Here is an 11,252-nt window from a genome sequence, read left to right on the forward strand (position 1 = left end):
CATTAACAACCCGGCAAAAAGGCCGGCCCCGCCGCGGGGCCGGCCTTTTTCTGTTTATTTAGGTAATGAACTACTCGCTGGCTATGAAAAAACAACTTACTGCCTGGCTGTGCTCGTTGATGGGAGCGGCGTTGATGGCCTCAACGCCCGTCGGTGCTGCGCGCCAGGGGCCGGCGCCGAGCAGCATCGCGCTGCTGGTTCTCAACCAACCGCCGTGCACGGTGCCCACCTCGCAATCGGTGTTTAAAGCCAAAGTGGTGTATACCATTGCCAGGCAGGAGCAGTCGGAGCACGGCTTTGCGGTGTCCATCAAGTTTCAGAGCACCGACCCGGGCATGACGTTTTCCAGCGGCCAGCAGGGCGTTATTCCGGTATCGAGCCGCCACGATACGCTAACGGTGGAATACCCGCTGGCCCGCATCTGGGCCAACCCGCGCCTGAAGCGGCCGCTCACCTGCTACTTCTACCTGCACCGCAACACGGCGCCGGGCCGCAGCACGGTCATCGCCCAAACGCCGCCCATTGTGTTTCGGGAGTGCCTGTAAACCTTGGATTGGCGGATATTGCGGAGTTCGGGTCGGCAAAAAAACAGGACCGAACTTAAACCCGGCGGCGCGCCCTGCGTCTATGGAGTATTCGTTGAAATTCCAGCACTTAAGCCGAAATCCTATGAAAAGAAACTCACTCGCAGTATTGGGGCTGTCGTTGTTTGTCACGCTGGCTACTGGCCTGACGGCCCTTGCTCAGCCCCAGCATCGGCCCGGCGGAGGCCCCGGCCGCGCCGAAGTACAGGCCTATATGGCGGCCAACGTGCAGCCCGTGCTACGCCAGCAGCGCCAGCAGCTGGAATCCCAGCTTGCCGCCGAAGACCGGGCCCAGCTGGCTACGTATCGCACCCAGCTCCGGGCGCTGCAGGCCCAAGGCCAGGCCCTGCGCCAGAGCTTGCACCCCGCTGGCACTGCTCCCGGCCAGCGCCCCGAGCCAACCGATGCCCAGCGCCAGCAGCTGCACCAGCTGCACCGCGACATGCGCGACATCATGCTAAAAGTGTCCGAAATGGCGCAGAAGTATGACGCCGCCCTGACGAAGCTGGCCGCAGAAATGCAGCCGCAGCGCGAAAAGTGGAACACCGATATTCACGCCATCGTCCTCAAAAACGCCACGCCCGAGCAGCAAGCGCACATGGCCCGCTTCGAGTGGCGCGGGCATGGCGGTCAGCCGCGGTTTTTCCGGGCCGCCAAATTCCTGCTGATGGATGCCAACGCCCCGGCCGCCGCCGCCGAGCCCACGCTGGGAGCCACCAGCTTCTACCCCAATCCGGCCGCGGCCACCACCCAAATGGAGTACGAGATGAAGAAAACTGGCCCCGTTTCGGTCGATTTGCTCGATGCCACCGGCACCAAGCTGCGCCCGCTCTTCACCGAAAGCCAGGCAGAGAAAGGCGCCCATGCCCAGCAGCTGGATTTGCACGACCTGCCCGCCGGCACCTACTTCTACAAAATCACCACCAAATCGGGCAGCGAAACCAAGCGGTTTGTGAAAGAGTAACACTCTAAACCAGAGCTGCCCCCTCACGCACCAAAAAAGCCCCGCCTGTGTAAGCGGGGCTTTTTTGGTGCATTGCATCAGACATTATTACTGCGCCTGCACCAAGTCGCCGCTGAGGCGGCGCAACTGAATTTCGGCCTGTTTGGCCGAATAGCGAATGTCGAGCAGGCGGGTTTCGGCGTCGAGCTGGGTGCGCTGGGCTTCGCGCAGGGCCAGGGGCGTGAGCAGGCCCAGGCGGTAGCGCTCCAGCGCAATGTCCACGTTCTGGCGGGCCAGCTGGATGTTGGCTTCTTCGAGGTCGAGCAGCTGCAGGAAGTTCTGGTATTGGGCAAACGCCGTGGCCGCGTCGGCGTCGAGCTGCAGGCTCACTTGGTCGAGGCTGATTTTGCTTTGCTCTTCCACCACGCGGGCGTTCTGCTCCTGGCGACGCAGGTTGAAGCCGTCGAAAATGGGCACCGAGGCCGTGATGCCGTAGTTCAGACCTTGCACCTGGTTCACGCTGGACGTGAGCACCGTGCCCGCAAAGGCGGCGTTGTTGATGTTGCGCGTGAGGCCGTAGCCCGACACCAGCCCGATGCGCGGAAAGCGGGCCGAGCGGGCCAGCCGGCGGTCGTAGGTGGCCACCTCGGTGCCGAGGCGGGCCTGCGCCAGCCGCGGGTTGCGCGTTTTGATGCCTTCGGTGATGGCGGCTTCGTTGAGGTCGCGCGTCACGGTCAGGCTGTCGCTGGGGGCGAAATCGGTGCGGGTGTTGCGGCCCAGCAGGTTGTTGAGCCGGATTTTGGCGGCCGAAAGGGCCTGCTGCTGCTGCAGAAACAAGCTGCGGTCGGCGTTGTAGTCCACGCGGGCGGTCAGCACTTCCACTTTGGCGGCCACGCCCACGTCTACCTGCGCCTGGGTGAGGTCGATGCGCGCCTGACCAATTCGGAGGGCGGCTTCCAGGGAGGTGATTTTGCCGGCCTGGCGCACCACGTCATAGTAGGCGTTGGTCACGGTTTCCACGGTTTCCTCCACCGTGGCGCGCGTGATTTGCTGCTGCTGCTGGCGTAGGGTTTTCAGCCGGTCGTAGGCGATGAACATGCCAAAGCCGTCGAACACCGTCCAGCCCAGCGTCACGTTGGTGTTGAAGGCGTTGGACGTGGCCCCGTTCACGATGCGCGGGTCGTTTTCGCCGAATTTCTGGTTGATGTTGTTGTTGTTGAACGTGCGGGTCAGGTTGCCGGTCAGGCTGGGCAGCTGCCCGGCGTTGCCGCGCGTCACGTTGTTCTCGGCAATGGCCTCGTCCTGCCGCGCCAGCAAGATGCCGAAGTTGTGCTGCAGCGCCTCGGCCACGGCCTGTTGCAGCGACAGCGGCGGGGCCTCGGCCACGCTGGCGGGCTTGGTGAGCTGCCGCGGCCGCGACGTGGGCACGCCGCCTTTCGGCACGCTGTTTTTAGGCACCTGCGCGTGGCCGAGCAGCGGGGCAACTACTAGAAAGAAAAGAGGTAATCGTTTCATGGAGAAATTTCAGAACAGCTGATTCTCCTCCTTAGCAGGAAGAAGAATCGCGCATTGGCCTACGCCGTTACCGGCTCGGAGGCGGTTTCGGCCACTTTCGGCTTGTGGTTCTTGGCCGTGGCGAAATAGGAATACATCACCGGCACCACGTAGAGCGTGAGCGCCGTGGCGAAGAACAGGCCCCCCACCACGCCAATGCCCATGGCCCGGCGGCTGAGCGCGCCCGCCCCGGTGGCAATGGCGATGGGCAAAATGCCCAGAATGGCGCACAGCGACGTCATCAGAATGGGGCGGAAGCGGGCCGTGGCGCCTTCAATTAGCCCAGTCATGTAGTCCACGTTTTCCTTCTCCACGCGCTGGTTGGCAAATTCCACAATGAGGATGCCGTTTTTCGTCACCAGGCCAATGAGCATGATGATGCCAATTTGCGAGAACAAGTTGAGCGTCTGGTTGAAATACCACAGGCTGAGCAAGGCGCCCGAGAGGGCCAGCGGCACCGTAATCATAATCACCACCGGGTCGCGGAAGCTCTCAAACTGCGCCGCCAGCACCAGGTAAATGAGCACCAGGGCCAGGCCGAAGGCGAAGAGGAGGGAGGAGGAGCTTTCTTCGAAGTCGCGCGAAGTGCCGGCCAGCTCGGTGGTGAAGGTGTCGTCGAGGTTCTTCTCGGCAATGGCGCGCATGGCCGCGATGCCGTCGCCGAGGGTTTTGCCCGGCGCCAGCGAGGCCGAGAACGTGGCCGAGTTGTAGCGGTTGAAACGGTAGAGCTGGGGCGGCGTGCTGCTTTCCTCCAGCCGAATCACGTTGTCGAGCTGCACCAGCTCGCCCTTGTCGTTTTTCACCGACAGCAGGCGTACGTCCAGCGGCTGGTTGCGGTCTTCGCGCGCCACCTGGCCGATAATCTGGTACTGCTTGCCGTTGCGGATGAAGTAACCGTAGCGCTGCCCGCTCAGGCCGGCCTGCAGCGTTTGCGAGATGCTTTGCACCGAAATGCCTAGGCTTTGGGCTTTCTCGCGGTCGATGTTCACGCGCAGCTCGGGCTTGTTGAACTTCAGGTTCACGTCCACAAACTGGAAGGTGGGGTCTTGCCGGGCCAGGTCCAGGAACTTGGGCACGGCCTCGCGCAGCTTGTCGAAGCTCTGGTTTTGCATCACAAACTGCACCGGCAGGCCGCCGCCACCCCCGCCGCCGCCACCGCCGCCAATGCTTTGGTCCTGGCTCACCGAGGTGCGGGCCGCCGACAGGCGCTTCACGCCGGCCGTGAGCTTCTTGGCAATGTCGTCCTGCGATTTTTCGCGCTCGTCGGCTTCCACCAGCAGCACGCGGGCAATGCCCGAGTTGGAGCCGCCGCCGAAGCCCGGCGACGTCACGGCAAACACGCTGCTCAGCTCCTTGCCGCTCACCGAGTCCATGGCCAGCTTCGTGACTTGGTTCATGTACTTGTCCATGAACTCAAACGAGGCGCCTTCCGGCCCCGTCGAGCTGATGCTGATGCGGCTGCGGTCTTCGATGGGGGCCAGCTCCGAGGGCAGGCTTTTCATGAAGAAATAAATGCCGCCGCCGGTCACCACTATCATCACCCAGGCCAGCCAGCGGTTGTTCAGGAAGGTTTTGAGGCTGTCTTGGTAAGCCCCAATCATCTTCTCGAAGAAGGGCTCGGTTTTGCGGTAAAACCAGTTGTGCGTTTCCTGGCGCTTCAGCAGCTTCGAGCACATCATGGGCGTGAGCGTGAGCGACACGAAGGCCGAAATCAGCACCGAGCCCGCCACCACAATGCCGAACTCGCGGAACAAACGCCCCGTGATGCCCGTGAGGAACACCACCGGCAGAAACACCGCCGCCAGCACCACCGTGGTGCTCACCACGGCCATCAGAATCTCCTCCGAGCCCTTGATGGCCGCCGTTTTGGGGTCTTCGCCGCCCTCAATGCGGCTGTAGATGTTCTCCAGCACCACAATGGCGTCGTCGACCACCAGGCCAATGGCCAGCACGATGGCCAGCAGCGTGAGCACGTTGATGGAGAAGTTGAGCAGGTACATCACGAAGAAAATACCCACCAGCGACACCGGAATGGCCACCACCGGAATGATGGTGGAGCGCCAGTCGCGCAAAAACAGGAAGATGATAATCACCACCAGCACAAAGGCTTCGATGATGGTGTGCTCTACCTCGCTGATGGATTTCTGGATGAACACCGAGTTGTCGAAGCCCGGCTTCAGCACCAGGTCCTTGGGCAGGTCCTTGGCGTAGAGCTTGATGCGCTTGTTGAACTCTGCGGCGATGTCAATCTGGTTCGAGCCCGGCTGCGGAATCACGGCCAGGCCCACCATGGGCACGCCGTTTACCTTGAAGATGGTCTGGTCGTTTTCGGGGTACAGTTCGGCGTAGCCGATGTCGGACAGGCGAATGAGCGACACCTCGTCTTTGCGGATAATCAGGTTGTTGAAGTCCTCCACCGTGCTCAGGCGGCCCATGGTGCGCAGCGTGAGCTGCGTGGCTTCGCCCTGCACGGCGCCGCTGGGCAGCTCCACGTTTTCGCGGGTGAGGGCCGACTGCACTTCCACCGGGCTCACGCGCAGCGCGGAGAGCTTCACCGGGTCGAGCCACAGGCGCATGGAGTACTTGCGCTCGCCGTAGATGCGCACTTCCGACACGCCCGGAATGGTCTGGATGCGCTCCTTGAGCGTGTTGTTGGCGTAGTCCGTCAGCTCCAGCAGGGTGCGCTGGTTGCTGCTCAGATAGGTCATCACAATGGGCTGCGAGTCGGCGTTGGCTTTGCTCACCACCGGCGGGTCGATGTCGCGCGGCAAGCGGCCCTGGGCACCCGATACCTTGTCGCGCACGTCGTTGGCAGCACTTTCCAGGTCGGCGTCGAGGTCGAATTCTACTGTAATCTGGGTGCGGCCGTCGCGGCTGTTCGAGGTCAGGTTTTTGATGCCCGCAATGCCGTTCAGCGCTTCTTCGAGCGGCTCGGTCACCTGGCTCTGCATCACGTCGGCCGAGGCCCCGGTGTAGGTGGCCTGCACCGTAATGATGGGCGGGTCCACGCTCGGGTACTCGCGCACGCTCAGGTAGCGAAAGCCAATGACCCCGAAGATGATGATGACCAGGCTCATCACAATGGCGAGCACCGGCCGGTTGATACTGGTGGAGGAAAGACTCATAGCTGCTGCTGATAGAACGTAAAGCTCCCCTCCTTACCAAGGAGGGGATGTTCGAGCCCTTGGCTCGAACGGGGGTGGTTTTGGCATTGTACGACTCGCGGCCACATCGTTTGGGCATCGTTCAACGATTCAACCGCCCCAATTTTCACTGCGTGAAAATGTCCCCTCCTTACCAAGGAGGGGAGAAAGTTCTTACTTCGCCACTTTCACTCGGTCGCCGGGCTTCACCTGTAGGATGCCGGTGCGCAGCACCGAGTCGCCCACGGCCAGGCCGTCGGTTATCTGAATCACCTTGTCGGAGCGGATGCCGATTTTCACCTTCTTCGGCACCATCTTGTTGCGCTTCACCGTGTACACGCTGTAGCCGCTGGCCTCCGGAATCACCGATTCGGTGGGCACTTGCAGGGCCGAGGTGGTTTCGCCCAGCTGCAGGTTCACGCGCACGAAGGCGCCGGGGCGCAGCTCGTTGTTGGCGTTGGCGTAGCGGGCGCGCACGGGCTGGGTGCGGCTCACGGGGTCAATCTGCGGGTCGATGGCGTAGACCTTGGCGTCGTACTTCTTGCTGGTGGCTTCGTCGAGCACGCTCACCACGTCGCCCACTTTCACGTTGGTAGCGAAGCGGCCCGGCACGGCAAAGTCAATCTTCACGGGCTTCACCCGCGAGAGCGTCGTGATTTCGGCGCCGGGGCTCACGTAGGTGCCCACCGTGGCGGTGGTCAGGCCCAGCACGCCGGCAAACGGCGCCCGCACGTAGGCCTTCGACAGCGTGGCGCGCAGGGCCTGCAGGTCGGCCTGGGCCGTGAGCAGCTGGTTGTTGGACTGCTCGTATTCCTGGGCGCTGATGTATTCTTTATCGAGCAGAATGCGCTGGCGGCGCTCCTGGTCCCGAAACAGCTTGATGTTGTATTCCTGCTTGCGAATGGCCGCCTGGGCCTCGTCGGCGTTGATGCTGAACAGCAGCTGGCCCTTGCTCACCGACTGGCCCTCCTTGATGTTGAGGCTGGTGATTTTGCCCGACAGCTCGCTTTTGATAACCACCGATTCTTCGGGCAGCACCGAGCCCGTGGCGGCCACTTCGTCGGTGAGGTTGGTGGCTTTCACCACGTAAACCTGCACGGGGAGTGGGCCGCCGCCCCCTCCGCCTTTGCCGCCCTTGCCGGCTCCATCAGCGGCGGGGCCGCCTTTGCCGGCCGCGCCCTTGTCGCCGCCTTTCTTGTCGCCGGCGGCGTTGCTGGGGAAGTACTTCATCTTCACAAACACCAGGGCGCCAATGAGCAGCGCTGCAATCAGCCAGCCCAGCCAGCCGCGGCCCTTGGAGGGCGGCGTTTCAGGGTCGGGCTGCGCGGGCGGTGGGGCGGCGCTGGGAGCAGGAGTAGAAGTGGTTTCCCAGGTTTTGGGCGAGGCAACGGTGGTGTTTTCCAATGGCATAGTAGGCAAGAACGCACAAGCGCCGGCGGATGTTCGGCCCCCAACCGAAGAGGGCAAAATTTGGGGCATCCGGAATTGAATTCTGACTGCAAAAGTCCGGTTTTTACCCCGAAAGTTGCGTCCGGGGTGTTGAAACTAGACGTAGAGGGCCAACACCCAGACCGAGACTACCTTCGCCCCGATGAAGCCCACCGACCAAAACCCGCCCGAGCCGCGCAATTTTTTTCAGGACGTGCACGAAGTGGCCCGCCTCATCCCGCGGGGCCGGGTAAGCACCTACGGCGCCATTGCGCATTACCTCGGCGCCCGGCACGGCGCCCGCACCGTGGGCTATGCCATGATGGCCGCCCACACCGCCGACCAGTTCGTGCCCGCCCACCGCGTGGTCAACCGCTTGGGCCACCTCACCGGCCGCCTGCACTACGCCACGCCCTTCGCCATGCAGGAAGCCCTGGAGGCCGAGGGCATTCGGGTGGAGGAAGACCGGGTGGTGGACTTCGCCAAGCTGTTCTGGGACCCCAGCACCGAGCTGGCGTAGGCTAGCGGCTGCGCTGCTTTTCCAGGGCGTCCACCTCGGCCTCGCCCTGGCGGGCGGGCATCCACTGCCAGGGCGAGGCAGCCGAGCTGCTCAGCAGTTTGAAGTAATTGGCCGTGGCAGTGCTTGGGGCAGCCAGCACTGCCGCGCCACCCGCCGTGCCAACGCTAAGCCGCATGGGGCGCCCCAGATGCACCCAGATGAGCTCCAGATATTCGCCGGGCTTCAGCTGGCCCACTACTCGGTCGTTGAGCAGCACCCGTTGCGCCTCAGCCGGCCCGCCCAGTGGGCGATACACGTACACAAAGGCTGTATCCGGCTGCTGGGCCTGGCCCAAGGCGGAGTAGGGCGTGGCCTGACCGGTGCGTAAATCAAGGCTGTACACCACCGGCTGGCCCGTATTGCCGACGGGCCCGAACGCATAGGGGGCAACGCCCATCACCAAGGCCGCCGCGTTTTGCGCGGCCTGCTTTTTGGCTGCATAAACGTCCACCGGTGCGGCTCCCACAAACGTGTAAAAATCGCCTTGCCGGGACAGCAGCCGGTAGTCATTTAGCTGCCGCAAGTAGGCGTGGCGCCCGTCCGAAAATCCCCACACGTCATCAGCGGGCAGCCGGTCGCCGTTAGCAGCCCGTGCCTGGCCTCTTAACAGCGTGGTGCCGGTCCACTCCGATGATTTGCCCGTCGGGGTATGCGGGTTGAACACGTTGGATAGGTTGTTGGCCCCCAAGGTATCAAGGCGCAGCAAGGCAGTGGTATCGGGGCGGTTGGCCAGAAACTGACCAAAACTGTGGTAGACGCCACTCCGGGGCACGGCAGCTCGAAGAATGGCGGCGCGAGCCGGCGCCGGCGATTTTTCGGTAGTCAGCTGGGCCGGAGTCCGAGCCGGTCGCCGTCCTGCCTGGGTCCAGTCGATGCTGCCGGTTTGTTCCAGGCATCGTTGCATGGCCAGCGCCATGCGGTAAGCATGATTGGAATTAATGCTGATGCCTTCCTGACTGGCCAGGTCGGCCACGCTGCGTACAAAATGGTAGCCATCGGGCAGATGGGCGTACACGTCCGCCACCAACTCAGCGCTGGCAATGGCTTTTCGCGTTTGCCCGCGCACCATTTCGCTCACCCGCATTTGCCGGATGCATAAAATCACCGCATGGTCGGAGGGCCGGCTGGGCAGGACATGCTGCAGCCAGGCCGTCATCTCGTCTTCTAGGCTGTGCTGGAAGAGCACGGGCACTTGCAGTTCGTCGAATCCTCGGTAGATGAAGCCCAGCGGTGGGCGACCTGGTCGTCCGTCAACCACCTGCTCCACATACAGGTTGCGTTCGGATAGGTTGATTTGCTGCGCGCTCAGGTCCAGGTAAAAGGGCTTGGCTTTGGGGTTAGCTGTTGATTGACCGGCCACTGGAATGGTCAGGGCGCAAGTCAGCAAAAGACCCAGCGCAACCCCGGCAATTTGGGTAGAAAGGCGTAATAACACTGGCATCAGGACTTTAAGGAAGGTAGAAACGAACGTCAGGTGAGCTTACCTGGCCGCCTTTGCCAGCCGCTGAATGCGCCGCAGCTCAAACAAGCCCTCCTTGGCCGGAACGGGCCGCAGGGTAGGCGCGCCGCCCCCGGCCGGCACCACGCATTCGAGGTAGGTGGGCTGGCTGAAATCGGGCACGAAAGCCTTGCACGACTCGGGACCCTGGCCTACCTGCACGCACAGCTTGAGCTCATGCCGGCGGTCTTGCCAGGTAAGCGCCGTCCACTGCCGGGCCTGGAGCGCGGCCGCGGGCCGGCCCGAAGCGCTGAAAGTCACCACTTGGTCTTTGGCCGCGTCGGGGCGGCGGTACACGTAGATTTTGGCCGTGTCGGGGGCGGTGGCGAAGCCGTCGGCGTCGGTTTGGCCCGCGTCTTGGGCGGCCACCACGCGGCCGCTAGCCAAGTGCAGCTCGTAGGGCGCCATCACGTTGGTGCCGTTGGCCGCGCCGGCCAGGGCGGCCCCCAATGCGCCGCCCATTACGCCGGCCACGGCCACGTTGGTGGCCGCTTTCTCGTCGAACACCGGCGGGCCCGTGAAGGTGTAGCTCCGGCCATCGGCCGCGGGCAGCAGCTTGTAGAAACGGTTGCGGTAGGCAATCAGCACCTCCTTGCCGTCGCTCAATCCCCACAGGTTGCCGGTGTACAGGGGGCGGGTGGGGTGGGCGTCGTCAGTCCCGAGGTAGTTCACCTGGATTTCGTCGGTGCCGGCCCAGCGCTTGCCCGTGTGCGCCACGTGCGTGATGGCAAAGGGGTAGTCGGGTTCGCTGGGCGCATTGCTGAGAAATTCCTGATAGCTGCGGTAGAAGCCCCGGGCGGGCTCGGCGGCGCCCTGAATGGCGAAGCGCTGCGTGGCCACGCCACCGCGGCCGGCCAGCGCATCGGCGCGGCTCAGGGTTTCGGTGGGCGTGGGCGGGGCGGGCAGCGCTGCCAGCTTGCGCAGGCCCTGCTGCAGCACCAAGGCCACGTTGGCCGGGTGAAACTTCGTGACGTCGAGGCCCCCGCGGCGGGTGGTTTCGCCCACCCGCAGCAACACCTGAAAGGTGCTGTCGGGCTGGGGCAGCAAAAAATCGGCCACGAGCTCGGCTTCGGCGTGCTCCGAGTTGGCGCGCAGGTCTTCGGCCAGGGCCAGCGTGAACACGCGCACGAGCACGGGCCGGGCGCCCGCCTGCACCGGCTGCCGAGCCCGCAGAAACTGCGTCAGTTCGGCGGCCAAGGATTGGATGAAGTCAGCCGAAGCCGTTTCGTTGCCGAGGCCCCGGCGCACCTTGCCCAGCTGGCTGCGGTCGGCGCGCAGGTCGAGCACGCGCGTCACCTGCCAGGGGCTGGCCGGCGCGTCGAGCTTTTCGGCCTGCAGGGTGAAGCGGTAGGGCTGCGACTGGGAGTAGCCAGCCAACGCAGCAAGCAATAGTCCGCCCAGCAGGGCAGAGAAAGGCAACAAACGATTCATGAGCCAAAGCTACTGATTCCCAATTGCTCGGAAAAGCGCAAAATCGGCTTTGTGAGGCCACGATGGAAGGCGCGGAGTGGCCTGGCTGGTTGACAGTTTCATAACCTCATTT

At 63.4% G+C, this 11,252-nt stretch carries 8 protein-coding genes; 3 read left to right on the forward strand and 5 right to left on the reverse strand.

All coding sequences use genetic code 11. The features are described from left to right. Window positions 1–83 precede the first annotated feature (83 nt). The gene (locus IC234_RS07200; RefSeq protein ID WP_190923168.1) at window positions 84–545 is read left to right on the forward strand and encodes a hypothetical protein; all 462 of its coding nucleotides are present in this window, start codon (window positions 84–86) and stop codon (window positions 543–545) included. 124 nt (window positions 546–669) lie between these two features. Then, window positions 670–1,548 (forward strand): T9SS type A sorting domain-containing protein, encoded by an 879-nt coding sequence (locus IC234_RS07205; RefSeq protein ID WP_190923169.1) that lies wholly within the window; start codon window positions 670–672, stop codon window positions 1,546–1,548. Between the two features lie 87 nt (window positions 1,549–1,635). On the opposite strand, the gene IC234_RS07210 is transcribed toward IC234_RS07205, so the two are convergent. From IC234_RS07210 to IC234_RS07220, 3 genes are all read right to left on the reverse strand, one after another. Further along, window positions 1,636–3,042 (reverse strand): TolC family protein, encoded by a 1,407-nt coding sequence (locus IC234_RS07210; RefSeq protein WP_190923170.1) that lies wholly within the window; start codon window positions 3,040–3,042, stop codon window positions 1,636–1,638. 59 nt (window positions 3,043–3,101) lie between these two features. Beyond that, window positions 3,102–6,206, reverse strand: a complete 3,105-nt coding sequence (locus IC234_RS07215) for an efflux RND transporter permease subunit (protein WP_190923171.1) — start codon at window positions 6,204–6,206, stop codon at window positions 3,102–3,104. 192 nt (window positions 6,207–6,398) lie between these two features. Beyond that, the gene (locus tag IC234_RS07220; RefSeq protein WP_190923172.1) at window positions 6,399–7,634 is read right to left on the reverse strand and encodes an efflux RND transporter periplasmic adaptor subunit; all 1,236 of its coding nucleotides are present in this window, start codon (window positions 7,632–7,634) and stop codon (window positions 6,399–6,401) included. A 181-nt stretch (window positions 7,635–7,815) separates the two neighbouring features. Between IC234_RS07220 and IC234_RS07225 the strand changes: the two genes are divergently transcribed. Continuing rightward, window positions 7,816–8,172 (forward strand): MGMT family protein, encoded by a 357-nt coding sequence (locus IC234_RS07225; protein ID WP_190923173.1) that lies wholly within the window; start codon window positions 7,816–7,818, stop codon window positions 8,170–8,172. Window position 8,173: 1 nt separating this feature from the next. Here the strand turns inward: IC234_RS07225 and IC234_RS07230 are convergent, their stop codons facing one another. Next, window positions 8,174–9,652, reverse strand: a complete 1,479-nt coding sequence (locus IC234_RS07230) for a hypothetical protein (protein WP_190923174.1) — start codon at window positions 9,650–9,652, stop codon at window positions 8,174–8,176. A gap of 39 nt (window positions 9,653–9,691) precedes the next feature. After that, window positions 9,692–11,140: a hypothetical protein gene (locus IC234_RS07235; RefSeq protein ID WP_190923175.1), complete on the reverse strand. Its 1,449-nt coding sequence runs from the start codon at window positions 11,138–11,140 to the stop codon at window positions 9,692–9,694. Window positions 11,141–11,252 lie beyond the last annotated feature (112 nt).

The organism is Hymenobacter armeniacus, assembly GCF_014699055.1.
Classification (GTDB): Bacteria; Bacteroidota; Bacteroidia; order Cytophagales; family Hymenobacteraceae; genus Hymenobacter; species Hymenobacter armeniacus.

Bases quoted from the DNA above. Each gene is read 5' to 3' on its own strand.
- IC234_RS07205 (WP_190923169.1), top strand. From the start codon at position 670: ATGAAAAGAAACTCACTCGCAGTATTGGGGCTGTCGTTGTTTGTCACG.
- IC234_RS07230 (WP_190923174.1), bottom strand. From the start codon at position 9,652: ATGCCAGTGTTATTACGCCTTTCTACCCAAATTGCCGGGGTTGCGCTG.
- IC234_RS07200 (WP_190923168.1), top strand. From the start codon at position 84: ATGAAAAAACAACTTACTGCCTGGCTGTGCTCGTTGATGGGAGCGGCG.
- IC234_RS07215 (WP_190923171.1), bottom strand. From the start codon at position 6,206: ATGAGTCTTTCCTCCACCAGTATCAACCGGCCGGTGCTCGCCATTGTG.
- IC234_RS07235 (WP_190923175.1), bottom strand. From the start codon at position 11,140: ATGAATCGTTTGTTGCCTTTCTCTGCCCTGCTGGGCGGACTATTGCTT.
- IC234_RS07210 (WP_190923170.1), bottom strand. From the start codon at position 3,042: ATGAAACGATTACCTCTTTTCTTTCTAGTAGTTGCCCCGCTGCTCGGC.
- IC234_RS07225 (WP_190923173.1), top strand. From the start codon at position 7,816: ATGAAGCCCACCGACCAAAACCCGCCCGAGCCGCGCAATTTTTTTCAG.
- IC234_RS07220 (WP_190923172.1), bottom strand. From the start codon at position 7,634: ATGCCATTGGAAAACACCACCGTTGCCTCGCCCAAAACCTGGGAAACC.